Here is a 24,302-nt window from a genome sequence, read left to right as displayed (position 1 = left end):
CCATGTGGACCGACATACGACCCGCGGTGGAGATGCCGCGCCTGTTCGAACGCGGCGGTGACGTCATCTCGTTCGCGGGCGGCCTGCCCGACCTGAACGTCCTCCCGCTCGACACGATCTCCGCGCAGCTGTCCCGGCTCGTCAAGCTCGGCGGCAGGCTCGCCTTCCAGTACACGACCCCGCACGTCGCCCAGGCCCTGGTGCCGGCGATCACCGACCTGATGGCCCGTGAGGACAGCACCGCCACGGCCGACCAGCTGGTGCCGACCAGCGGTTCCCAGATGGGCCTGATGGCCCTGGGCCTCGGGATCGGCGTCCCCGGCGAGACCGTCCTGTGCCAGACCCCCGCCTACCCCGGTGCCGCCGCGGCCTTCCGCACCGCGGGCCTCGCCCTCCACCCCGCGCCGGAGGACGCCGACGGCCTCGACCCGGCCGGGCTGCGGGAGACGGTCCTGCAGCTGCGTGCGGCCGGCCGCACGGTGCGGCTGCTGTACTGCAACCCCACCTTCCAGAACCCGACCGGCGCCACGCTGTCCGTCGCCCGCCGCCACGAACTCCTCGTCACGGCCCGCGAGTTGGACCTGCTGGTCATCGAGGACAACCCCTACGGCCTGCTCTCCTTCGACGGCACGACCACCACCGCCCTGCACTCACTCGACCCGGAGCGCGTGGTCTACCTCGGCACCTTCTCCAAGGTGTTCGCACCGGGCCTGCGCTGCGGCTGGATCGCCGCGCCCGCGGAACTGGCGCCGACGCTGCGCCGTACCACCGAGGTCATGGCGCTGTCGCCGTCCGCGCTCGCCCAGGCCGCGATCGCAGCCTTCCACAACCGGTCCGGCTGGACCGACCTGATCGACGCCTACCGCACGAGCTACCGGGAGCGCTGCGGCCTCATGGCCGACGCCCTGGAGGCCGAGCTCGGCACCGACGGGCCCTGGCAGTGGCAGCGCCCGGACGGCGGCTTCTACATCTGGCTGCGCCACCGCGACGGCGTGGACACCACCGCCTTCGCCCAGGCCGCGGCGGAGCACGGGGTCTCCTTCGTGCCCGGCAGCCACTTCGGCATCGACGGCGAGCACGCCGACGGACTGCGGCTGTGCTTCAGCAACGTGCCGAAGAAGCGGATCGCCGAGGGCGTCTCCCGCCTGGCCCAGGCCCTGTCGGCCCCGGTCGGCACCCCGGAAGGAGCGGTGCTGTGACCACCGCGATCACCGCCCCCGCGGCCGCTCCGGCGGTGCGCGAACAGGGCGGCGACCGGCCCTTCGACTGGTCGGCGTTCGCCCCGGCGTACCGGCTGGGCGACAGCGACTGGCAGGTGTGGGGCGTCGGGCTGCTGCGCAGCGCGGGCTTCCCCGTCTCGGGTCTCGACCTGCTCGGCGGCCCGCGGGCCGCCGAGGCCGCGGCCCACGTCGAGTCCGGTGCCGCCGGCGACGAGCGGTTCGCGGCCGCCTACCGGGCCGACACCCGGGCCGAGTCGGAACAGCTGGCCCGGCTCGCGGCCGACGACCGGGTGCGGCGGGCCATCGCCTGGCAGAACCGCACGGTGTACCACCTGCTGGACTCGATCGCGGCGGGCAGGGGCCCGGAGTCCAAGCGCCGGCGGCGCGAGCGCACCCTGGCGATGTACTGGCTGCGCTACTGCGCCAAGGCGGAGACGATCGGCTTCTTCGGCCCCGCGGCCTGGATGTCCGTGGCCCGCGGGCAGCGCGCGGTCGACGTGGAGCACGGCCCGGCGCTCACCGCGGCGAGCCGGACCTTCCTGGAGCGCTGGACCATCGCCGCCCTGGCCGACTGGATGGCCGCACAGCCCGGCGCCCGCTGGTGGTTCCCGCCGATGCTCCGGCCCGACGTGCACCTCGACGGCGACCGGCTGGTCATGCAGGGCGGCCGTACGGTGCGGCTGCGCGAGGACGACGTCCAGGTGCTGGCCCTGGCCGACGGCGACCGGGGCGGCGAGGCCATCGCGGACGCCACCGGCTGGGATCCGGCCACCGCACGGCAGCGGGTGGAGAAGATCCTGACCCGGCTGCTGAAGCAGCGGGTGCTCACCTGGGACGCCAACATCCCCGTGGACGTGCGCGCCGAGGAGATCCTGCGGCGCCGGGTGGCCGCCATCGGCGACCCGGAGCTGTTCGTCCGCTGCGACGCGGTCCTCACCGAACTGGACCGGCTGCGCGAGGACATCGACCGCGCCGGCAGCGCCGAGGACCTGGTCGGGGCACTCGACCGGCTCGACGACTTCTTCGTCCGTACGACCGGACAGGCGGCCTCCCGCGAGGAGGGCAAGGCGTACGCCGGCCGCACCCTCTGCTACCAGGACTCCCTCCGCGACTGCCGGATGGACCTGGGGCGGGACTTCTTCGACGCGATCGCCCGTCCGCTGGCCCTGGTCGCCGACGCGGCCGACTGGTTCGGCAACCGGCTGGCGGAGCTGGTGGAGGCGGAGGTCGCCGGCTTCGTCCGCAAGGCCGCGGCCCGCCGCGCGGAGGTGACCCTCGCCGACGTGTGGACGCAGGTGCTCGGCCTGTTCTGGGGGGACAACGCCACGCCCGTGCACACCGCGACCCGCGAACTGGCCGGGAAGTGGCGCGAGGTGCTCGCCCTGGACCCGGCGGCCGAGGGCTCCGTCCCGGTGCGGCTGGAGGTCGCGGACATCGAGGAGCGGGCCCGCGCGGTGTTCGCCACCGGGCCGGTGCGCTCGCCCCACCTCGCCGTGCACAGCCCCGACCTGCAGGTGGCGGCCCCGTCCGCGGACGCCGTCACCGCCGGCGACTACACCGTCGTCCTCGGCGAACTGCACGCCTGCCTGGCCACGTTGGACCTGCCGTTCCTCGACTGGAGCACCGACGCCGGCTCGCTGCGGGACAAGGTCAACGCGGCCCTCGACGCCCCGCGCCTGGTGCCGCTGCTGCCGGTCGAGTGGAAGCGCAACAGCGGCCGTATGGTCCCCGCGCCGATCGGCGCCGGAGACCGGCTGATCGGCTTCACCCGCGCCCCGTTCGACGACCGGACCCGCGTCGATCCGGCGGCGTCGATCGCGCTCGCCGAGACGGACGGCACGGTCACCGCGACCACCCCGGACGGGCGCGAGTGGAGCATGGCCGAACTGCTCGCGGTGCCGGTCTCCATCATCGCCGCGGACGCCTTCAAGATCGGGCTCGACCGGGTGCACGCCCCGCGCGTGACCCTCGACGACCTGGTCCTGTTCCGGGAGACCTGGCGGCTGCCCGTCGCCGGCGTCGCCCTGCCGGACAAGGCCGACCGCGAGCGCGACTACCTCGCCGTACGCCGCTGGGTGGCCGAGAACGCCCTGCCCGACCTGCTCTTCGCCAAGTTCCCCGAGGAGACCAAGCCGTCCCTCGTGGACTTCACCAGCCCGACCCTCGTGCTCTCCTTCGCGGGCCTCGTCCGCACCGCGCGCCGCCTCGACCCCGAGGCCCTCGTGACCCTCAGCGAGCCGCTGCCCGCACCGGACGCCTCCTGGCTGGCGGACGCGGACGGCGAGCGCTACGTCAGCGAACTGCGGCTCCAGATCAGCAGAAAGGTCCCGGCATGACCGTCCTCGCATCCGACGGGGCGGCGCTGGCGCTCGGCGCCACCCGCTCCCGGGATCCCGACATCGTCGCCACGATCGGCGGCACCCCGCTGGTCGCCCTCGACCGGCTGTTCCCGCCGGGCCGGTTCCAGGTGTACGCCAAGTGCGAGCGCTTCAACCCGGGCGGCAGCATCAAGGACCGTGCCGCCAAGTCGATGATCGAGCACGCCATCAAGGCCGGCAAGCTCGTCCCCGGGGTGTCCACGGTCGTGGAGTCCTCCTCGGGCAACCTCGGCATCGCCCTCGCCCAGCTCTGCAACTTCTACCGGCTCGACCTCATCTGCGTGGTCGACCCGCGCACCACCCGGCAGAACGCCGCCATCATGCGGGCGTACGGCGCGAAGGTCGAGGTCGTCGACCGCGACCCGGCCACCGGCGAGTACCTGCCGTCGCGGATCAACCGGGTCCGCACCCTGCTGGAGACCGTGCCGGACGCCTACTGGCCCAACCAGTACGCCAACGAGTACAACGCCCGGGCGCACCACCACACCATGCAGGAGATCTGCGAGGCGCTGCCCGGCGGGCCCGACTACCTGTTCCTCGCGGCGGGCACCACCGGCACGCTGCGCGGCTGCGCCGAGTACATCCAGGACAACGGCCTGGCCACCCGGGTCGTCGCGGTGGACGCGGTCAACAGCGTCATCTTCGGGCCGCCGGAGCCGTGGGAGCGCGGGCACCGGCGCTCGATCCCCGGGCACGGCGCGGCGGTCGTCCCGCCGCTGCTGCGGCCGGGGCTCGCCGACCGGGTCGTCAAGGTCACCGACCTGGAGTGCGTGCGTGGCTGCCGGCAGCTGCTCGCCCACGAGTCCATCCTCGCCGGCGGCTCGTCCGGTGCCGTGATCTCCGCACTGCTGGGGGCAGCGGGCCGGCTGGAGGCGGGCGTCACCTGCGTGGCCGTGCTCCCGGACGGCGGCGACCGCTACCTCGACACCATCTACTCCGACGCCTGGGTCGAGACCACCTTCCAGGACATCCCGCTCCCGCACCACACCGACCAGGCCGAACACCAGGCCGACGACCATGAAAGGAGCGAGTCGTGAAGGTCCTCGGACGGGACGACGTCCAAGCCGCTCTGACGGGTCTCGAACCCGCTGTCCTCGACGCGGTGCGCACCGCCTACGTGCTGCACGGCCAGGGCCACTCGCAGGTGCCGTTCTCCAGCTTCCTGCGTCCGCCGCAGCCCGCCGGCTCCCGCATCATCTCCCTGCCCGCCTACCTGGGCGGCCCGGAGCCGGTGATGGGCCTCAAGTGGATCTCGTCCTTCCCGGCCAACGTCGAGCGGGGCCTGCAGCGGGCCTCCTCGGTGCAGATCCTCAACGACCTGGCCACCGGCTACCCCAAGGCCCTGCTGGAGGGCAGCCAGATCTCCGCCTCCCGCACCGCCGCGAGCGCCGCCCTGGCCGCCGGGGCCCTGCACGGCGACCGCCGGGTGCGCACGGCCGGCCTCATCGGCTGCGGCACGATCAACCAGCGGGTCCTCGCCTTCCTGACGCACACCCACCCCGACCTGGAGACCGTGGTGCTCCAGGACGTCGTCCCGGGCCGCGCCGAGGTCTTCGCCGCCGAACTGGAGTCCGAGTACCCGGACATCACGTTCCGCACCGGTGACGTCGGCGACGCGCTCGCCGCCGCGACCGTGAGCATCGCGACCACCGACTCGACGTACTGGCTCGACCTGGCCCAGTACCCCGAGCGGCCGGCCGGCCAGGTGATCCTGCACCTGTCCCTGCGCGACCTGAGCACGAACTCGGTCCTCGACGCCTACAACGTCGTCGACGACATCGAGCACGCCATCCGCGAGCAGACCTCCCTGCACAAGGCCGAACAGGAGGTGGGTCACCGGGAGTTCGTGCACGCCGAGATCGCCTCCGTGCTGGGCTGCACCGAGCCCCCGGCCTCGAAGGACCCGATCGTCTTCTCGCCCTTCGGCCTCGGCATCCTCGACCTCGCGGTCGCGCAGGCGGTCCTCAAGGCCGCAACCGTTGCCGGCCTCGGCACCGAGGCGGAGGGCTTCGACCCGGGCAGCCACCGGGTGACCGCGGCGATGCTGGGGGGTGCGGCATGAGCACGCCCGGAACCCTGTTCGCCGAGGGCACCAAGGCCCTGGTGACCGGCGCCTCGCGCGGGATCGGCGCGGCGGTCGCGATCGCCCTGGCCGAGCACGGCTGCGATGTCGCCCTCAACTTCCGCTCCAACGCCGCCAAGGCCGAGGAGGTCGCCGAGCGGGTCCGTGCCCTGGGCCGGCAGGCGCTGCTGCTCCAGGCGGACATCTCGGACGAGACCCAGGTCGCCGCCATGTTCAAGGAGCTGAAGACGGCGTGGCGCTCCCTGGACGTCGCCGTCCTCAACTCCGGCGTGACCGCCGACGGCCACCTGGCCGCCATGAGCGGCGCCAAGTGGCAGGAGGTCATCGGCACCAACCTCACCGGCACCTTCTTCACCGCCCGTGAGGCGACCAAGCAGATGTACGCCAGCGGCGGCGCGATCGTCTTCATCGCCTCCACCAGCGGCATCGCGGGCCGGGCCGGCCAGGCCAACTACGCGGCCAGCAAGGGCGGCGTGATCTCCCTGGCGAAGACCCTGTCGTACGAGGTGGCCCCGCGCGGCATCCGGGTCAACGTGGTGGCGCCCGGCTTCATCGACACCGACATGGTCAAGAAGGTGCCGCCCGCCCAGATGAAGGAGGCCCTGCAGGCCATCCCCATGGGCCGCATGGGCACCCCGGCCGAGGTGGCCCAGGCCACCGCCTTCATGGCCAGCCCCGCCGCCTCCTACATCACCGGCAAGGTGCTCACGGTCGACGGCGGAATGATCCCCAACTAGCCCTCAGCACAAGCTTTCTGACTGTCCCTCATTCCTCATCGAAAGGAACACCCATGTCCGTCGCCACCTTCGAGGACATCCGCAGCCAGGCCGAGGCCCGCCTGGAGAAGAACATGAAGGTCAAGTCGATGATCGTCGAGAGACTCGGTCTGGACGTGGAGCCGGCCGTCGTCTCCGACAACCAGCCGCTGTTCGGCCGCGGTCTGGAGATGGACTCGCTGGACACGCTGGAGATCGTCGTCATGGTCAACAACGAGTACGACGTGCTGATCAGCGACGACGACTTCGAGGCCTTCGGCTCCATCAACGCCCTCGTCGACTTCATCGAAGCCCGCGAGGTGTGAGCATGGCGGTCAGCACAGAGGCGCCCGCCAAGAAGGGCGCGGCAGCCGCCAAGAAGACCTACAGCTACTCCTCGGACGACATCAAGCGGATGCTGCCGCACCGCTGGCCGATGCTGATGATCGACCGCGCCCACGACGTCGTGCCGGGCGTGTCCGGCCGCGGGGTCAAGAGCGTCTCGGTGAACGAGCCCTTCTTCGCCGGGCACTACCCGGACCACTCGATCATGCCCGGCGTGATGATCGTCGAGGCGATGGCCCAGCTGGTGGCCGTCGTGTACGTCGCCGAGATCGTCGAGGCGCCCGAGCCGCCGGCCGAGGGCGGCGACCCGTCCGAGAGCGTCGGCTACCTCGGCTCCATCAGCTCGATGAAGTTCTCCCGCCTGGTCGTCCCCGGCGACCAGCTGAACCTGGAGGCCAAGCTCGGCCAGCGCCTGGGCGGCCTGCGGCAGGTGTCCGTGCGGGCCACCGTCGGCTCGGAACTCGCGGCGGCCGGCTCCCTCATCGTCACCACCGGACGCAAGTCGTAAAGCCTCCGTCCCCGTACCAGTCCGACCCGAACAGAAGGAGGTGTGGAATGTCCATCACGATCCGCCCGTACCAGGAGGGCGACGCGCATGACATCGCAGAGCTCTACAACCGCCACCGCGACAACCCCAACCCGGTAGTCGGCGGCATCACCGGCGAGGAGCTGGAGCGCGAACTGGCCGAGCGCGACACGGGCACGTTCATCGTGGCGGTCGACGGCGGGCGTGTGGTGGGCACCTTCGGCCTGTTCCACAACACCGGCCGACGCTCCGCCCGCGCCGGTGAGCTGATCGCCGACATGTTCTTCGTGGCACCCGCCTACCGCAACGGCGTGATCACCGGACGGCTCTTCACGGAGGCTGTCGAGTGGATGGTGCAGTCCGGCTGCCTCGTGCTCCGGCTGACCGTCAACCCGGCCAACACCGTGGCCTTCCGGCTCTACCGGCGCGTGGGCTGTGTCTCGGTGGGGCAGACCGTCCCCGGCGAGGACGGCAACGTCGAGCTGCACAACTACATCCCGCTGATCCTGCGCAGCGTGTTCGCGGACCTCGGGCCCGAGGTCCGGGCCGCGCTCGGCGGACTGAACAGCTTCGCCACCGTGACCGAGTCCCGCGACGACGAAATGCGCTCCGACGTCCGCCTGGTGGACGGCGTCCGCACGGTCGACTACTGCCTGGCCGTGGGGGAGTTCCAGCTCACCGCGAGCGTCGACGTCGACCGCGGCGTCGTCCGCGAGGCCGCGGTCACCGGAGCGGACGGCGCGCGCCGGGCACTCCGGCTGGCGGAACCGCCGTACCGCATCCGCACCCCGCGCGGTGCCGAGCCGTACCGGTTCGCCTCGGGGCCGCTGGCCGTCGAGGTGGACGGTGACGACGGGACCGTGCACGTGCTGGCCGAGGGCCACCACGGACCGGTGTTCGTCTCCACCTGGCCCAGCTGCCGTGCGGACCGCCCGGCCGGCTGGCGGGAGGGGGAACCGCGCGATCTGGACCTCGTCCCCGTCGAGCACGGGGTGCGGATCACGGAGCGGTGCGGTGACGACGAGGTGGTCGGCACGGTCACCCTCACCGAGGGTGTGCTGAGCCAGGACTTCACCTTCACCCGGCGGCCCGGACGCATCTTCCAGACCGTCGCACTGCGCCAGGGCGGCTTCGCCCAGGACGGCGGTCCGGCCCACCCGCTCGGGCTGGGTCTCGGCGTCCGGGACGCCTCCGAGGTGGTCGCGGCCGCCCAGGTCGCCCCCGTCGGCGGCGACCTCACCTGGACCGGCGCGGCCTGGAGCGTGCGGGTGCCGGTGCGGGAGCGGGTCCGGCTGATCCACAGCGGTCTGCTGGAGCGCGCCCTGGAGACCGGTCCGGACGGGGTGGCCCGGCTGCGCACCGAGTTCTGCCCCGAGGACGCGCCCGCCGCGCTCGCAGCCCCGGCCGCGCCGGCGGTGGCCGGACCCCGCCGGCTCCAGCTCGACGCCTCCGCCGCCGGTGTCGTCGCCTGGCGGGAGGGCGGCACCAAGGTGCTGCGCAGCTCCTTCCCGCGCACCCGGGCCTTCGGCAACAACCCCCGCTGGAGCGCCGGGATGTGGGTCACCGCCGAGCACAGCCGGTTCAGCCGCGCGAGCGGCCTCGGCTGGGGGGTCGGGTCCGCCTCCGACTGGGAGGAGAAGCACCCCCTCGGCCTCTACGGCCCGCAGGACGGGCTCGGCTTCGAACTCACCGCGCCCGACGACACGGCCCAGCCGGTCCGTGTCGACATCCAGGCTCCCGGCACCGAGGAGGAGGCCGTTCTCTGGCTCACCCCGAACACCCCGCGCCGGACCACCGTGGTGATCGACTCCGCAGGCGCCCGGTGGGAGCTGAACTCCCCCGACTTCCGTCAGGTGTGGGCAGCAGCGGCCGCGGTCCGGCTGTCCGACGGCAGCTGGCTGCACTGCCGGCCCGACCGGCCCGGGTCCGCCGAGGCGGAGATCGTCCTGCGCACGACCTCGTCCGGCCTGCTCATCGGCTGTGCGTCCCCGGCCCGGCGGCCGCACGCCTGGCTCCTGTCCGTGGGCACCGAACCCGCCCTGTGACCGACGAACTTCTCGAGAACCGTTCAGACCGAGATCCGTACCGAAAGGAACCACCCATCATGACCACCGCCCCGCTCCGCACCGAGACGGACGACTACACCACCGTCCGCACCACCGTCGGCGCCTACCGCATCTCCGCCCCGCTGGTGCGGATCTCCGGCGACGAGCGGATCTCCCTGCTGGACCAGTTCCTGGCCAAGTCGGGCGAGTTCGTCGAGCCGGACACCGTCCGCGAGGCGCTCGCGCTGAACGCCGACGGCACCCCCTTCGCGATCCTGCTGCACTTCGAGATCGGCGACGACGCCTGGCTGCTGCCGCGCACCCAGGTCACCGCCGAGGAGCTGCGCGGCTACCTGGAGCAGCTGGACGTCCCCGAGGACGTCACCGTCGAGGTCGAGCCGGAGGGCTGGGGCGCCAGCGCCTTCGAGGGCCCGACCGCCTGGTCCGTGGCCGCGAAGTTCGTCGACTTCGACATCTCCGGCCTGACCCTGCACGCCGTCACCGAGTCCGCGCTCGCCGACGAGCCGGCCGCGCTGGCCCACCTGGCCCGCGTCGGCACCACCGGCGAGTACGGCTACCTCCTGCTGACGAACGCCCCCGAGGCCGCCCACGAGGCCGTCCTCGCGGCCGTCGCCGAGGAGGGCGGCGCGCCGGTCGGCACCGAGGGCCTGGTCCGGGTGCGGGCCGAGGCCGGCATGGCCGTGTACGCGGCCGGGTTCGCCGGTCTCACGGTGAACGAGGCCGACCTGTCCTGGATGATCGACTGGAACCGCATCGGCGAGTTCCACGGCTCCGACGACCTGGTGCAGCCGACCACCGGGACGGCCAAGCTGACCGCCCTGGCCGCCCCGGCGGAGAGCCGGTTCGCCGCCGGCGCCAAGGTGACCGCCGCCGGCCAGGAGGTCGGCACCGTCCTGTGGCAGGCCCCCTCCGCCAACCCGGAGGAGGAGCTGGTCCTCGCGCTGCTGGACGCCCCCTTCTGGGTCCCGGGCCTGGAGCTGGTCGGCGAGGACGAGCAGGGCGCCGAGCGCCCGCTGCGCACCGTGACCCTGCCCCGCGTCATCGCCCGCTCGCTCACCACGAGGATCTCCTGATGACCACGCCGAGAATCGCCCTCACCGGCCTGGGGCTGATCACCGGGGCCGGGGACGACGTCGAGAAGGGCTGGTCGTCCATCACGGCCGGCACTTCCGGCATCCGCACCAACACCCTCTTCGACACCTCCGAGCTGCTGACCGAGTGGGCCGGCATGGTCACCGCCGAGCAGCCCGCCGACCTCGACCGCTGCTACGGCCTGGCGGCCACCGCCATCCGTGAGGCGCTGCGCGGCAGCGGCCTGGACCTGGACACGGTCGACCGGGACCGGGTCGCGGTGGTGGTGGGCTCCAGCCTCGGCGCGATGCCGACGCTGGAGGGGGTCCACGCGGACCTGGTGCACGAGGGGAAGCTGGACGCCGAAGCGGCGGCCGCCTCCCAACTGCCCTGCGTGGGCGACTACATCGCGGCCGAGTTCGACCTGCGCGGCCCGCGCGTGGTCCTCTCCAACGCCTGCGCCGCCAGCGCGGTGGCCCTCGGCTACGCGGCCGAGCTGCTGTGGAAGGGAGACGTCGACTACGTCGTCTGCGGCGGCGTCGACCCGCTCGCCTCCCTGTCGGCGTTCGGGTTCAGCGCCCTGGGCGCCCTGGACCCGGAGCCCTGCTCGCCGATGTCGGCCTCCACCGGGCTGACCCTCGGCGAGGGGGCCGGGTTCATGGTCCTGGAGCCGGCGGACCGGGCGGCCGCGCGCGGCGCCCGGGTGCTGGCCGAGCTGGGCGGCTACGGCCTGTCCTGCGACGGCTACCACCAGACCGCCCCGGACCCCAGCGGCAAAGGTGCCTGCGCCGCCATGGCACAGGCCCTGGACACCGCGGGCCTCGGCCCGGACGACGTCGACTACCTCAACCTGCACGGCACCGGCACGCCCGCCAACGACGCCTCCGAACCCAAGGCGGTCAAGCTGCTGTTCGGGGCGGCGCTCCCGCCGGCCAGCTCCACCAAGTCGATCATCGGCCACACCCTCGGCGCGGCCGGCGCGGTGGAGGCGGTCGTCAGCACCCTGGCGATCGACCGCGGGACGCTGCCCCCGACGATCAACACCCGGGGCGTGGAGCAGCCGTTCGGACTGGACGTCGTACCGGACGCGGGGCGCCCGGCCTCGCCCGAGGTGGTGCTCTCCAACTCCTTCGCCTTCGGCGGCAACAACGCCTCGGTCGTCCTCAACCGGCCGGACCGGCCCGGCTCGGCCCCCCGCCGCACCGAGTCCGTCCACGACGTCGTCGTCACGGGCGTCGCGGGTCTGGCGGGCGCGGCCGGCAACACCTCCGCGCTCGTCGCCGCCCTGACCGGCGAACAGCCCTGCTTCACCGGTGTCGAGCACGTCGAGGGCGTCGGCGAGGTCCCGGTCGGCCGGCTCGACGTCAAGGCCGCGTCCCGGGGCATCAACCCCAGCCGCGCCCGCCGGATGGACCCGCTGAGCCTGCTGGCCGCCGCCGCGGTCGCCGACCTGTACAGCCGGCACGGCAAGCCGTCACGGGCCGAGGCCGAGGGCACCGGCATCGTGTTCGCCACCGGCTACGGGCCCGTCACCTCGGTGCTCCAGTTCCACAAGGGCGTCCTCCAGCAGGGCATCAACGGCGCCAACCCGGCCCTGTTCGCCAACACGGTCGTCAACGCGGCCGCCGGACACGTGGCGATGCTGCACCGCTACCGCGGCTACACCGCCACCATCGCCAACGGCGGCACCAGCTCGGTCCTGGCGCTCCAGCTCGCCGCCCGGGTCATCGCCCGCGGCGCCTGCGACCGGATCATGGTCGTGATCGCCGACGAGTTCCCCGAGCAGGCGCTGGCCACCCAGGCCGGCCTCCCCGGCTACGCCCGCACCGCGCGGGTGGTCCCCGGCGGCCGTACCGGCCTGGTGCTCAGCGAGGGGGCCGCCGCCATCCTGCTGGAGAGCAGGCAGTCGGCCGCCGCGCGCGGCGCGGACGTCCTGGCCCGGGTGCGCGGGTACGGCGCCTCGGGCGAGTCGGTGGGCATCGGCCGGATCGGCCGCGACGGAGAGGCCTGGGCGCGCTCCCTGCGCGCGGCGATGGCCGAGGCCCAGGTCACGCCCGACGAGATCGACACCGTGATCTCGGCCGCCTCCGGCTACAGCCTGGTCGACGTGGCCCAGATGCGGGCGCTGCGCCTGGCCGGTCTCGCCGACCGCCCGGCCGTCACGCCGAAGGCCCTGCTGGGCGAGACGTACGGCAGCGCGGGTGCGCTCGGTCTGGTCGCGGCCCTCGGCGGCGAGGCACCGGCCGGCACGCTGCTGCTGTCCAGCTTCGCCTACGGCGGGTCGTACGCGGCGGCCGTGTTCGACGCGGGGGCGTGATGGGCAGCCTGATGGGTCTGCTGCTGGATCCGGTGGTGCGCGGCGGCTCGGGTGGCGGGTCGGTGATCGACTGCCTCGTCACCCGCCACACCCGGCTCCCCCGCGACCCCATGGGCCACCGGCTGAGCCAGTCCGGCCGCTCGCTGATCATCGAGGCGGTCCGGGCGGTGTACGGCGTCGAGGTCGCCGCCCGGGACCTCGTCCGGGACGCGCACAAACGCTGGAGCATCCCGGACCGCGACCTCTCCGTGTCGGTGGCCCACTGCGGGGAGTTCAGCGCCGTGGCCCTCTCGACGGCGGCCACCGTGGGGGTGGACCTCCAGGACGAGCGGGACCGGCCGTACGCCATGCGCTGGCTCGGCGACCTGCTCGGCCGGCCGGAGCCCGCCACCATCCGGGACTTCGCCGAGTGCGAGGCGCTCATCAAGGCCTCGCACGTGACGAAGGAGACCTTCGCCGGAGTCCGGCTGCCCCCGTGGCGGCCGGGCTGGCGCCCCACCAACGTCGCGACGTACCAAGTGCGTTCGGCCGTCGTCGGCCCCGACCTGCACCTCGCCCTCGCCGCCGACGGGGCCGCCGCCGTCCGCTGGTGGTGGCGGTCCGGCCGCGGCGCACGGGCCCTCCGCACCGACGCCCTGCCCCAGGAGGCGGCATGACAGCGACAGCAACGGCCACCCGGCCGTACACCCGCCGCATCTCCCCGATCGAGCGCGGCTATCTGAACGCCGCCGCGACCGGCACCCCGCAGCTGATCCAGATGGTCGTGGAGGGCGAGGGCCGGATCGGCCCCGAGGCCCTGCGCGAGGCCGTACGGGTCGCCACCCTCGCCAACCCGGGCCTCGCGGTACGGCGGCGGGCCGCGGTCTGGCGCGCCGACGGCCCCGTGCCGCCGGTCGTCGAACTGCCCGCGGACACCGGCTTCGACGCACCGTTCTTCCACCGCGACCTCGACGTCGTCACCGGCCCGGTCTGCGAGGTCGGCCTCAGCGAGGGAGCGGTGACGCGGCTGGTGGTGCGGGCCAGCCACATCGTCACCGACGGGCGCGGGCTGCGGCAGTGGACGGCCGACGTCTTCCGGGTGCTGCGCGGCGAGGAGCCGCTCGGCGCGCCCTCCCTGGTGGACGACGCCCACTTCCGCACCGCCGCCGGGACGGTGCCCCCCGCCGAGCCGCCCGCCCGGCTCGCGGGCTTCCCCGCCGTCCTCGGCGACGGACCGGCCGACGGCACCCCGCTGTGGCTCCGGCGCCGGGTCCGGGCCTGCCCCTCGGCGGTGACCGCCCGCGTGGCCGCCGCCCTCTCCCGGCAGCTGGCCGGCGACACCGGCCGCCTGATCGTCCCGGTGGACCTGCGCCGCCACGACCGCTCGGTGCGCTCCACCGCCAACCTGACCTCGCAGCTGGTGCTGGACCTGCGCCGGGACGACAGCTGGAAGGCACTGCACGGCCGGATCGTGCGCGCGCTGCTGCAGAAGCGCGAAGTCGCCTCGCTCAGCAAGGACTTCCTGCGCGAGAACCCGTTCGCCAACTCCCTGCGCGAGGCGCAGGAGCTGGACGGCACCCGCTTCCCCTGCACGGCGATCATCACCGACCACGGCCGGATCGACACCGACGAGCTGCGCACCGACCGTTTCCGGCCCACCGCGTTCTCCACGCTGCCCATGCTCGTGCCCTACGCCGAGATGTTCCTGAGCGCCTGCCAGATCGACGACGACACCGAGCTGACCCTCTCGTGCCGCAACCGCCCCGGGGCCCGTGCCGCCGGTGAGGCGGTCCTCGACGGGGTCGAGCAGGCGCTCGCGTCGGCGGACTGAACCTGCCTTCCCACCTGTTGACTTCCTAAGGATGCGCCCACATGTCGCTGACCAATCCGACCCACGAGCAGGCGCCGAGCCCGCCGGAGAGCGCCGACGCCCCGGCCGCGGACCGGGAGCGTGCGGAACAGGCCTCCGCACCGGTCCGGTCCGAGGAGGCCCAGCTTGAGAAGGCCGGGTCCGAGGAGGCCAAGTCCGAGGACGCCGGGTCCGTGAAGGCCCGGTCCGAGACGGCCGAGTCCGAGAAGGCCCCGCCGGCCGACGGGGACGGGATCGAGGGGGACGGGACGGAGGGGGACGGGACCGTGGGGGCCGAGGCCGAATCCTCCGCTCCCCCGGCGTCCTCCGGACCGTCCGGCCCCACCGTCCTGACCATGGCCGCGGCCATCGCCGGTGGATTCCTCGCCCTGCTCGACACCACCATCGTCAACGTGTCCCTGGAGGACACCACCGCCCGGTTCGGCGCCATCAACCAGGTGCAGTGGGTGGTGACCACGTACCTGATCGCGCTGGCCGCCCTGATGCCGGCGACCGGCTGGCTGGCCACCCGGTTCGGCGTCAAGCGGGTCTTCGCCGGCGCCACCGTGCTGTTCGCGCTGGGCTCGGCGGCCTGTGCGCTCAGCCAGACGCTCCCGGAGCTGATCGCCGCCCGTGGGGTGTCCGGGGCCGCCGCCGGTGTGCTCACCCCCGTGTCGACGATCCTGCTCACGTCCGGCGTGCCCCGCGAACACCTCGGCCGGGTCCAGGGACTGAACGGCAGCGTCATGCTGATCAGCCCGCTGCTGGGGCCCACGATCGGCGGCCTGCTGGTCGAGGCGGGCGGCTGGTCCGCGGTGTACGCGGTCAACGTGCCGCTGTGCGCGGTCCTGCTGGCCGTCACCCTGCGCTGGGTCCGCAAGGACACCCCGGCCGGCCGGCAGGCCAAGCCGCTGGACGTGGTGGGCCTGCTGACCTCGGCCGCCTGCACGGTGAGCACGGTGCTGGCCATCCACGCCTTCTCCGGCGGCGGGCTGCACGCCCGGCCGGCCCTGCTGGTGCCGCTGGCCCTCGCCGTGCTGACCGGCACCGTGTTCGTGGTGCGCCAGCTGCGCGCCCGCTTCCCGCTGCTGGACCTGCGCCTGTTCGCCCACCGCGTCTACCGCACGGCCGCGATCAACATCTTCTGCCTGGGCTTCGTGCTCTACTCGCCGATGATGCTCATCCCGCTGTACTTCGAGTCAGCGCGCGGTGAGAGCGCCGTGACGACCGGTCTGCTGATGTCCACGGGCGGCCTCGGCGTGGTCTCGGCTGCCTGGCTGTGCCGCATCCTGATGAAGCGGCTGGGCGGGGGCGGCACCGTGGTCGTCGGCATCTCGCTCACCATGCTGGCGACCGTGCCGCTGACCGGGCTGTCGGCCCACACGCCGTACCCGCTGCTGTGCGCCAGCCTCACGGTCCGGGGCCTCGGTACGGGCCTGACCATCGTGCCCGCCATGACCCGGGCGTTCCAGTCGATCCGGCCGCAGTCCATCCCGGACGCGTCCTCGCAACTCAACCTGATCCAGCGGATCGGCGGCGCCGTCGCCCTGGCCGTGGTGACGGTGATCCTGGACGCGGCGGCACGAGCCCGCCACGGCCTGGTGCCGGGGGCCTTCGCGCACTCCTTCGCCTGGCTCCTCGCCGTCTACGCCGTCACGCTGCTCCCCGCCCTGGCCCTGCTCGTGGCCGACCGCCGCGAGGCCCGCCAGAGCGCGGCCGGGGCCTGACCGGGGGGACCGGTGTGCTCGGGACGCCCGCGGTCACCGTGAGGAGGGGAGCCAGCCGTCCTGCACGGCGTGGACTCCGGCCTCGAAACGGCTGCGGGCGTCCAGGCGTTCCATCAGCGTGGCGGCGACGCGACGCGCGGTACGGGGCGAGACACCGAGGCGGTTGGCTATCGCCTCGTCGGTGTAGCCCTGGGCGAGCATCTTCAGTACCGCGCGCTCCTGCGGCGGCATGTCCTTGGCCCCGCACTTCGGGGTGGTGCCCAACGGGATCGCGGTGGCCCACACGCTCTCGAACAGGGCGCACAGCGCCGCGACCGTTCCGGCGCCGCGCAGCACCACTCCGCCGGCCCGGGCGTCATTGGTGTCGATCGGCAGCACCGCCTGACTGCGGTCGAAAATGATCATCCGGATCGGCAGGTCGGGGACCGTGCGGACTTGACCGCCGTGCTGGTGCAGCCAGCTGACGTGCTCCAGCGTGGGCGCGTGGTTGCGCACGCTGTCGAGGTAGACGGTCCGCATCCGCACCCCGCGGCCGAGCAGGTCGGCGTTGGGCCCCCGGCTGGCCGCCAGGTCCTCCGCCGAATGTGCGCCGCCCGGCGCGAAGGTGGTGACCTCGGTCCGCGCGGAACCGGCCAGCTCCGCGAGCCGCTCCCGGATCGCGTCCGGGCCGAGCAGCTGCTCGGAGGCGTGGTCGAGGGCGCGCGGGCGCAACGCCGAACACTCCGCGATGAGTTGGGCGGCCGCCGCGCGGGAGGCCTCCACGCGCATCTGCTGCGCGGCCAACTCCGCCTGCTGGCGGGCCAGCAGCACCTCCATCGCCCTCTCCGGGCCTATCGCCCGGAACCCTATGCCCTCCCTGCCCGAAGGCTGGATCAGCGCCAGCGCGCTGAGGCGGTCCAGTCCTCCGCGTATCTGTTCCTCCGTCAGGCCCAGCCGGACCGCGAGCGCCGCCACGCCGTCCTGGGGATTGGTCAGCATCCCCCGGTAGATGGCTTCGGCGTCAGCATCGAGTCCCAGAACATCCAACATGATGCAATCCCCCTGGCCAGCATCAAACTCACTGAGTTCGAAACTTAGTGCCCCAGAGCTTACTGACGTTGAACTCCTGATGCTCCCGAGATGACGGCGAGGCCGGTTCCGGCCAATTCGGCGAACGTTCAACCAACTGGGCCGGGGTACGCGCGGCGCCCGTGCCGGGCCGCCCCAAGGCGGCATATGCCTGTGTACGGCGGTGCGGGCGGGGGTGGCGGCCGGACGGTCCATGGCCGGTGAACGCACCTGCCCCGGCCGGCCGGCACCGACACATCCTGGCCAATTTATGCTGTCCGGCCCGGTCGCGCGAGTGACTCTTTATGCCATGGCACAAACCGTCCAGCGGAAGTTAATGCCGCGCGGATTTCCGGCGCCGAAGATGAACACATGCATCTGATTCACGTGCGTCTTCAGGGCCCCGACGACACCGCGGACCGGCCGGATACGGCCGCGATCATCTCGGCGTGCGCGGAAAAAGCGGACGGCCTTGAGCACGTCACCGTCCACCAGGGCCCTTCCGGGGAGCTGACGCTCGGCCTCTTCCTGCTCGCCGGCACGCTCGCCGAGGCCGAGCAGCGCGCCCGTCGGCTCGCCGAGCGAGCCGTGGCCGACCATCCCGACCTGCACGGATTCCATGTCGTGACCGCCGAGGCCGTCCTGGTGCCAGGCCCCTGGTGGGACTCCTGAGCCCCTTCGTCACCGCAGGTCACGGTGGACGGGTTAGGACACTGCATGTTCCGTCCAGTGGATCTCTGTTCCCTCCGGAGCGCGGCTCGAGCAGAGTAGAGGCATCGGCGGAAACGAGAGCGACCGCCGAACACCAGGGAAATGAACCCTGAAATCCCCTCATCATCGAAGGAGTAATTCCGTGCTGGCTACCCGTGTCTCCAGAATCATCGCCTCCGCCCTTCTCGCCGCTGCCGGAATGACGTTGACGGTGAACTTCGCGGACCACGTGCAGCACATTGCCGGAGTCGTCGAGGCCGACCACGGCACCACCACGGCCGTCGAGTCGACGGACGACGTCACCTGGGGAAAGTGAGACCCCACGGATCCGGTGCCGAAGCGCCACGCACATCGGGGGCAGAAGAAATGGAATTCCTCGTCCTGGGTTCTCTGGAGACGCGCGAGGCGGGTGAACCGATCCGCGTCCGGGGCATGCGCCAGCAGAAACTCCTGGCGCTGCTGCTCCTGAACGCCAACCGCGTGGTCCCCATGGACCTGCTCGTGGACGAGCTGTGGGAGGACCCGCCGTCGTCGGCCCGTCCGCAGGTCCACAACGCGATCCGCGATCTGCGCCGCATCCTGTCCGCCGCCGAGGACATCAGCCTCGTCACCATGGACGTCGGGTACCGGCTGATGGTTCCCGACGACGCCGTCGACGCCCACTGCTTCGCCAAGCGGGTCCGGGCCGCCAAGGCGGCCGAGCGGGAGGGCCGGCTCGCCGAGTCCGTCCGGCTGCTGCAGTCGGCGGTGGACCTCTGGCGGGGCGACGCCTTCGCCGGCATCGCCTGCCCGGCGGTCGCCTCGGCCGCGGTGAAACTCAACGAGCAGCGGCTGACGGCCCTCGAGGACCTCATGGCCCTGCGGCTGCGCAACGGCGAAACCAGCTCGCTGGTGGCCGAGTTGCACGCGCTCCTCGCGGAGTACCCCCTGCGGGACTCCCTGCGCGGCAGCCTCATGCTCGCCCTGTTCCGCAGCGGCCGGCAGGCCGACGCCCTCGCGGTCTACGACGAGGGCCGGCGGTTCCTGGTGGAGGAACTCGGTCTGGAGCCGAGCCGGCACCTGCGATCGCTGCACGCCGAGATCCTCGCCGGCTCCCCCACGGCGCACGGCCCCGGCGCGTCCGACCCCGCGGTCCGCGGTGAGGACATCCGGCGCGAGGAGCGCCCCGCACACCGCTCCGCCGCGCCCGCCCCCGGCAGACAACGGAACTACCTGCCCCACGACCTCACCGACTTCACCGGCCGGTCCGCCGAACTGGACTCCCTGCTGGACGCGGACGCACAGGAGCACGGCGGGTCGCCGCTGATGATCGCGGTCGACGGCATGGGCGGCGTGGGCAAGACCACCCTCGCCGTCCACTTCGCCCACCGCGTCACGGACCGCTACCCGGACGGGCAGTACGTCATCGGCCTGCACGGCTTCAGCGCGCACCGGCCGCCGCTGCCCCCCGAGCAGGCCCTCGCCACCCTGCTCCAGGCGAGCGGGGTGCCCCCCGAGAGGATCCCGGCCAGCCTGGAGGAGCGCAGCGCCCTGTGGCGGTCGCGGCTGGCGGGCGAGCGGTGCCTGGTGGTGCTGGACGACGCGGCGGACACCGCGCAGGTGACGCCGCTGCTGCCGGGCACCGGCGGTGCGCTGGTGCTGGTGACCAGCCGCCGCAAACTCACCGCGCTGGACGGCGCGTTGCCGCTGTGGCTGGACGTGCTGCCGCACGCGGACGCCGCGACGCTGTTCGCCCGTATCGTCGGGGAACGGCGCGCCGCTCGTGAGCCCGCTCAGGTCGACCGGGCCGTCGAGCTGTGCGGCCATCTGCCGCTGGCCATCCGCATCGCCGCCGCCCGGCTGCGCGGCAGGCCCGCCTGGGCGATCGCGGACCTCGTCGACCGGCTCGCGAGCACCTCCCAGCGGGCCCAGTGCCTGCAGACCGCCGAACGCGACCTGATGTCCATGCTGCGCACGTCCTACCAGCATCTGAACCCGTCACAACGGCAGTTCAGCCGCCTCATCAGCCGGCACCCGTCCGCGTCGTACGACGTCGCCCACGCGGCCGCGGTCACCGGGCTGCCGGCCGGCGACGTGGAGCGCCACTTCGACGTGCTGATCGAGAACAACCTCATCCGGGAGGAGACTCCTTCCCGGTTCACCTTCCACCACCTGATCCGGGACTGCACGCTGGACACGTAGGTGTTCCTGTCGTAGTACCAGGGGACGTCCGGTGCGTTCCGGAGGAGGGCCGATGACGGGCGGGACGGTGATCCGGGCCGGGCACGGGCCCGACGGCGAGTGGGAGACGGTCCTCGCACGGCCGCATCCGGCCCTGCGCCCCGGGGTGATCAGCTATCGCGGGGTACGGGTCGCGCTCGACCGGCCGCGGCGCCGCCTGGAGGCACCGATCGGCGTGGCCACGCTGCTGCTCGGCTTCGAGCAGCCCGTGCGCATCTCCCGGCCCGGACGCCCGCCGGCGACCCTGGTCTGTGTGGTCAACGGCCTGACCACCACGCCGGCCCTCGGCGAGCACGCGGGGCGGCTCTCCGGCATCGAGATCCTGCTCGCGCCGTGGGCCGCCTTCACCCTGTTCGGCACGCCCCAGTACGAACTGGCCGACCGGTCCCTGGACCCCGACGAGTTGCCGCACCGTCTGGGTACGGGGGTGGGCGAACTGGCCGCCGCCCTGGCCGCGTTGCCCGCCTGGCCCGAGCGGTTCGCCCTGCTGGACGAGGTGCTGCTGCGCTGTTCCCGGGCGGGCGTACCGGGCTCCCCGCGGGTGGTGCGCGCCTGGTCGCTGCTGCGGGGCAGCCGGGGCGCGATCCCGGTGCCCCGGCTGGCGGAGGAGGTCGGCTGGAGCGTACGGCACCTGGAGAACCGCTTCCGGGAGCAGATCGGCCTCGGCCCGAAGGCGGCGGCCCGGGTGCTGCGGTTGCAGCGGGCGCGGCGCCTGCTGGCGGCGGGACGCGGTCAGGCCGAGACCGCTGCCCTGTGCGGGTACTACGACCAGGCGCACCTCAGCGGCGAGTTCAAGGCGATGACGGGCTGCACGCCCGGGGAGTTCCTCAGGGCCCGGAGGCTGCCGGCGGCGCGCTCGGTGCCGGACCGGATGGCGGGCGAGGCGACGAGCCTGGTGTTCACGCCCGGGCGGAGTGCGCTTTTTTCCAAGACCCGTGGCAACCGGTCGGGGGACGCTGATCGCCCCGCCGGTTGATGCCCGGGGGAAGCGGGGCCTCCGGCGGCCCGGCCACGGGGGAGCCGCGAGGCCGGCGGAGGTGCGGGAAGCCGGCGGGCCGGGCTCGACGCAGCGAGTCCGGCCCGTCCTCCCGTGCGCGGGCACGGCCCGTGGTGGGGTCTACCGCCGGGCACCGGAGTCCGCCCCCGAACTCCAGGAGCGGGCCACCAGCGAACTCCCGGAGCCGGCCCACGAGATGGCAGCTTCCGGATGGTTCCGGCCCGTCAGATCGACGCGCCCCGCCCGGGCGCGGGCACAAGCCTGTGCGTCGGCTGTGTCACAAACAGCCCCTTCCTGTCACACATGTCACGCCTAGGCGAATTCTCCGTCACACCCGGCCGACAGGCCCTGTCCCGTGGTCACTCTGCGTCGTTCACCGAGCACACGCTGGTGCTCGCCAGCGCAGCGCCCGGCTCCCCCGACGGCCGCCCCCAGGCCGCCGCCGCGGCGCGCGCAGGGAGGTGCAACTGATGACCGACCGAAGGCTCTGGTCCTACAAGGAGATCGCGGCGCACATCCGGGTGCAGCCGGACACCGTACGGTCCTACCGCAAGCACGGCCTGCTGCCCCCGCCCGATCACGTGGAGGGGGGCAAGCCCTACTGGTACGCCGACACCGTCCGCGCCTGGGTCGCCTCCCGACCGGGCAACCGGGGCAGGAGAGTGGACTGACCGACCTCGGCCGGGAAGGGGGCCGCGGTCAGCTCCACGGTTCGATGACCGTGACCCCCGCTCCCGGTGCCGTCCCCATGGCCGCGAGGGCCGCCGGGGCCGCGTCGAGCGTGATGGTCCGTGTCACCAGCAGGTCGGGGCGCAGCACCCCGGACCCGACCAGCTCCAGCATCCCGGGATAGGCGTGTGCGGCCATGCCGTGGCTGCCGAGGAGTTCCAGCTCCAGGGCGATGGCGCGGGCCAGCGGGACGGGGGTGGTGCCGTCCGGCGAGGGCAGCAGGCCCACCTGGACGTGCCGGCCGCGGCGGCGCAGGGAGTCGACGGAGGCCGCACAGGTGGCGGGCGAGCCGAGGGCGTCGAGGGAGAGGTGGGCGCCGCCGCCGGTCAGCTCGCGGACGGCCGCCGCCGTGTCGGGCACACCGGCCGCGTCCACGCACTCGGCCGCGCCGAACGTCCGTGCCAGGTCCAGCGCCTGGGGCGCCACGTCTACGGCGACCACCCGTGCGCCCGAGGCCGCCGCGATCATCACGGCCGACAGCCCGACCCCGCCGCAGCCGTGCACCGCGACCCACTCCCCCGCCGCCACCCGGCCCTGCTGCACCACCGCGCGGAAGGCGGTGGCGAAGCGGCAGCCGAGGGCGGCGGCCGTGGCGTACGCCATCCCGTCCGGGATCGCGACCAGGTTCACGTCGGCGTGGTCGAGGGCCACGAACTGGGCGAAGGAGCCCCAGTGGTGGAAGCCGGGCTGGGTCTGGCGCTCGCACACCTGCTGGTCGCCGGCCGCGCAGGACGGACAGCTGCCGCAGGCGCAGACGAACGGCACGGTGACCCGGTCGCCGGGCCGCCAACCGGTCACCCGGGAGCCCACCGCCTCGACGACACCGGCCAGTTCGTGCCCCGGCACGTGCGGCAGCCGGACGTCCGGGTCGTGCCCCATCCAGCCGTGCCAGTCGCTGCGGCACAGCCCGGTCGCCTCGACCCGGACCACGGCCCCGTGCTCGGCGGGCTCCGGGTCGGGCACCTCCCGCACCTCGGCCGGCTCCCCGTACTGCTCGAACACCACGGCTCTCATGGGCCACAGCTTCCCAGACCGCCCCCGCCGTTCACACCGCTGCGGTCTCCTTCTTCTCGTTCTCCTCCGCGGGCGCGGCCGGCTCGCCCTCGCTCAGTCCGAACCGCTGGTGGAAGCGGCGCAGCGGGGCCGGAGCCCACCAGGTCGCGCGGCCCGTGAGCCGCATGATCGCCGGTACCAGCAGGCTGCGCACGACCATCGCGTCCATCAGCACCGCGAGCGCGATGCCGAGGCCCAGCATCTTGGTGTTGGTCACCCGGGAGGTGCCGATGGCGACCATCACCACCGCGAGGATGACCGCCGCCGCGGTGATCAGGCCGCCGGTGCGCTGGAGTCCGTGGCGGACCGCCTCGTTGTGGTCGCCGGTGCGGTCGTACTCCTCCTTGATGCGGGAGAGCAGGAACACGCCGTAGTCCATGGAGAGGCCGAAAGCCACGCAGAACATCAGGACGGGCAGGGTGGTCTCGATCGAGCCGGGGCTGGTGAAGCCGAGCGCGCCTGAGAGGTGGCCGTCCTGGAACACCCAGACCACCGCGCCGAACATCGCCGTCAGGCTGAGCGCGTTGAGCACCACGGCCTGCAGGGGTATCAGCACGCTGCCGGTGAGCAGGAAGACCAGCAGCAGGGTGACGACCGCGATGAACGCCCCGGCCCAGGGCAGGCCTTCGCCGATCGCGTGCTTGGAGTCGACCAGGACGGCGGCCGTGCCCGTCACCTTGGTGTCGAAGGGGGCCTTCAGCGAGCGCAGGTCACCGACCAGGCGCTGGGCGCCGGTGTCGACGGCCTCGCCCTTGGGCTGCACCGTGAAGTACGCCGTGTCCCCCTTCACCAGCGGGCCGTCGACGCGGGCCACCTCGGGCAGGGCGGCCGCCCGCTGCTTGTAGTCGGCGTACTGGCTCTCGGTGGCCCTGCCCTCGGCGAGGACTTCGAGGCCGCCGCCGGGGGTGCCCGGGAAGCCGTCCCTCAGGTGCTGCTGCACCACGTGCGACTCGGCGCCGGAGGGCAGCTGGCGGTCGTCGGCCGTCCCGAACTTCACCCCCAGGAAGGGCAGTCCGAGGATCACCAGCAGGGCGGTGGTGCCGAGCGCGAAGATCGGTGCGCGCCGCATGACGAGGGTGGCGGTGCGGGCCCATCCCCTTTGGCTCGTTCGCCTACGGGGCGCCTCAGCCGGTGTCGGGGGGGGGGGGGGGGGGGGGAGGGTGGGGGGGGGGGGGGGGGGGGGGGGGAGGGAGAGGGGGGGGAGGGGGGGGAACGGGGGGGGGGGGGCG

At 73.3% G+C, this 24,302-nt stretch carries 20 protein-coding genes and 1 pseudogene; 18 read left to right on the top strand and 3 right to left on the bottom strand.

All coding sequences use genetic code 11. From position 1 onward, the window contains the following. Nucleotides 1-2 precede the first annotated feature (2 nt). From ACZ5DS_RS39695 to ACZ5DS_RS39635, 13 genes are read left to right on the top strand one after another with little or no spacing between them, the layout of a single operon-like run. On the top strand, nucleotides 3-1,199 hold the full coding sequence (locus tag ACZ5DS_RS39695; RefSeq protein WP_468248629.1) for an aminotransferase-like domain-containing protein: 1,197 nt from the start codon (nucleotides 3-5) through the stop codon (nucleotides 1,197-1,199). Then, nucleotides 1,196-3,556, top strand: a complete 2,361-nt coding sequence (locus ACZ5DS_RS39690; RefSeq protein ID WP_468248627.1) for a lantibiotic dehydratase — start codon at nucleotides 1,196-1,198, stop codon at nucleotides 3,554-3,556. Before ACZ5DS_RS39695 ends, ACZ5DS_RS39690 begins: the two co-directional genes overlap by 4 nt. Continuing rightward, a complete protein-coding gene (gene sbnA / locus ACZ5DS_RS39685) occupies nucleotides 3,553-4,635 on the top strand; it encodes a 2,3-diaminopropionate biosynthesis protein SbnA (protein WP_468248625.1) in 1,083 nt (360 codons plus the stop codon). The genes ACZ5DS_RS39690 and sbnA overlap by 4 nt, the downstream gene beginning before the upstream one ends. After that, a complete protein-coding gene (gene sbnB, locus ACZ5DS_RS39680) occupies nucleotides 4,632-5,660 on the top strand; it encodes a 2,3-diaminopropionate biosynthesis protein SbnB (RefSeq protein ID WP_468248622.1) in 1,029 nt (342 codons plus the stop codon). Before sbnA ends, sbnB begins: the two co-directional genes overlap by 4 nt. Then, on the top strand, nucleotides 5,657-6,418 hold the full coding sequence (gene fabG, locus ACZ5DS_RS39675) for a 3-oxoacyl-ACP reductase FabG (RefSeq protein ID WP_468248620.1): 762 nt from the start codon (nucleotides 5,657-5,659) through the stop codon (nucleotides 6,416-6,418). Before sbnB ends, fabG begins: the two co-directional genes overlap by 4 nt. Before the next feature lie 53 nt (nucleotides 6,419-6,471). After that, complete coding sequence (locus ACZ5DS_RS39670) at nucleotides 6,472-6,762, top strand: acyl carrier protein (RefSeq protein WP_468248618.1); 291 nt, start codon at nucleotides 6,472-6,474, stop codon at nucleotides 6,760-6,762. Between the two features lie 2 nt (nucleotides 6,763-6,764). Next, a complete protein-coding gene (gene fabZ, locus ACZ5DS_RS39665) occupies nucleotides 6,765-7,289 on the top strand; it encodes a 3-hydroxyacyl-ACP dehydratase FabZ (protein WP_468248615.1) in 525 nt (174 codons plus the stop codon). 47 nt (nucleotides 7,290-7,336) lie between these two features. After that, nucleotides 7,337-9,352 carry a GNAT family N-acetyltransferase gene (locus ACZ5DS_RS39660; RefSeq protein ID WP_468248613.1) on the top strand — a complete coding sequence of 672 codons (2,016 nt, stop codon included), beginning with the start codon at nucleotides 7,337-7,339 and terminating at the stop codon, nucleotides 9,350-9,352. 59 nt (nucleotides 9,353-9,411) lie between these two features. Beyond that, complete coding sequence (locus tag ACZ5DS_RS39655) at nucleotides 9,412-10,446, top strand: aminomethyl transferase family protein (RefSeq protein WP_468248611.1); 1,035 nt, start codon at nucleotides 9,412-9,414, stop codon at nucleotides 10,444-10,446. Next, a complete protein-coding gene (locus ACZ5DS_RS39650) occupies nucleotides 10,446-12,761 on the top strand; it encodes a beta-ketoacyl synthase N-terminal-like domain-containing protein (RefSeq protein WP_468248608.1) in 2,316 nt (771 codons plus the stop codon). The genes ACZ5DS_RS39655 and ACZ5DS_RS39650 overlap by 1 nt, the downstream gene beginning before the upstream one ends. Continuing rightward, on the top strand, nucleotides 12,761-13,417 hold the full coding sequence (locus ACZ5DS_RS39645; protein ID WP_468248606.1) for a 4'-phosphopantetheinyl transferase family protein: 657 nt from the start codon (nucleotides 12,761-12,763) through the stop codon (nucleotides 13,415-13,417). The genes ACZ5DS_RS39650 and ACZ5DS_RS39645 overlap by 1 nt, the downstream gene beginning before the upstream one ends. Further along, complete coding sequence (locus ACZ5DS_RS39640; RefSeq protein ID WP_468248604.1) at nucleotides 13,414-14,571, top strand: hypothetical protein; 1,158 nt, start codon at nucleotides 13,414-13,416, stop codon at nucleotides 14,569-14,571. Before ACZ5DS_RS39645 ends, ACZ5DS_RS39640 begins: the two co-directional genes overlap by 4 nt. A gap of 41 nt (nucleotides 14,572-14,612) precedes the next feature. Further along, nucleotides 14,613-16,316, top strand: a complete 1,704-nt coding sequence (locus ACZ5DS_RS39635; RefSeq protein WP_468248602.1) for an MDR family MFS transporter — start codon at nucleotides 14,613-14,615, stop codon at nucleotides 16,314-16,316. Nucleotides 16,317-16,349: 33 nt separating this feature from the next. On the opposite strand, the gene ACZ5DS_RS39630 is transcribed toward ACZ5DS_RS39635, so the two are convergent. Next, nucleotides 16,350-17,345 (bottom strand): LuxR C-terminal-related transcriptional regulator, encoded by a 996-nt coding sequence (locus tag ACZ5DS_RS39630; RefSeq protein ID WP_468248600.1) that lies wholly within the window; start codon nucleotides 17,343-17,345, stop codon nucleotides 16,350-16,352. Nucleotides 17,346-17,735: 390 nt separating this feature from the next. Between ACZ5DS_RS39630 and ACZ5DS_RS39625 the strand changes: the two genes are divergently transcribed. The 5 genes from ACZ5DS_RS39625 (at nucleotide 17,736) to ACZ5DS_RS39605 (ending at nucleotide 21,962) form a co-directional block, all read left to right on the top strand. Beyond that, on the top strand, nucleotides 17,736-18,035 hold the full coding sequence (locus tag ACZ5DS_RS39625; RefSeq protein ID WP_468248598.1) for a hypothetical protein: 300 nt from the start codon (nucleotides 17,736-17,738) through the stop codon (nucleotides 18,033-18,035). A gap of 181 nt (nucleotides 18,036-18,216) precedes the next feature. Then, on the top strand, nucleotides 18,217-18,390 hold the full coding sequence (locus ACZ5DS_RS39620) for a hypothetical protein (protein ID WP_468248596.1): 174 nt from the start codon (nucleotides 18,217-18,219) through the stop codon (nucleotides 18,388-18,390). A 50-nt stretch (nucleotides 18,391-18,440) separates the two neighbouring features. Further along, complete coding sequence (locus ACZ5DS_RS39615) at nucleotides 18,441-20,255, top strand: AfsR/SARP family transcriptional regulator (RefSeq protein ID WP_468248594.1); 1,815 nt, start codon at nucleotides 18,441-18,443, stop codon at nucleotides 20,253-20,255. A 52-nt stretch (nucleotides 20,256-20,307) separates the two neighbouring features. Further along, complete coding sequence (locus ACZ5DS_RS39610) at nucleotides 20,308-21,270, top strand: helix-turn-helix domain-containing protein (protein ID WP_468248592.1); 963 nt, start codon at nucleotides 20,308-20,310, stop codon at nucleotides 21,268-21,270. A 491-nt stretch (nucleotides 21,271-21,761) separates the two neighbouring features. Then, the gene (locus ACZ5DS_RS39605; protein WP_468248589.1) at nucleotides 21,762-21,962 is read left to right on the top strand and encodes a helix-turn-helix transcriptional regulator; all 201 of its coding nucleotides are present in this window, start codon (nucleotides 21,762-21,764) and stop codon (nucleotides 21,960-21,962) included. Between the two features lie 28 nt (nucleotides 21,963-21,990). Here ACZ5DS_RS39605 and ACZ5DS_RS39600 read toward each other — a convergent pair whose 3' ends face one another. Together ACZ5DS_RS39600 and ACZ5DS_RS39595 are read right to left on the bottom strand one after the other, a co-directional pair. Next, nucleotides 21,991-23,034 carry a zinc-dependent alcohol dehydrogenase family protein gene (locus ACZ5DS_RS39600; RefSeq protein WP_468248588.1) on the bottom strand — a complete coding sequence of 348 codons (1,044 nt, stop codon included), beginning with the start codon at nucleotides 23,032-23,034 and terminating at the stop codon, nucleotides 21,991-21,993. Next, nucleotides 23,031-24,169: pseudogene (locus tag ACZ5DS_RS39595) on the bottom strand (MMPL family transporter); the annotation flags it as partial. The pseudogene ACZ5DS_RS39595 and the gene ACZ5DS_RS39600, both read right to left, overlap by 4 nt. Nucleotides 24,170-24,302: the final 133 nt, after the last annotated feature.

It is taken from the genome of Streptomyces sp. NPDC031100 (genome assembly GCF_055570785.1).
This window is presented reverse-complemented; position numbering and strand designations above follow the sequence as displayed.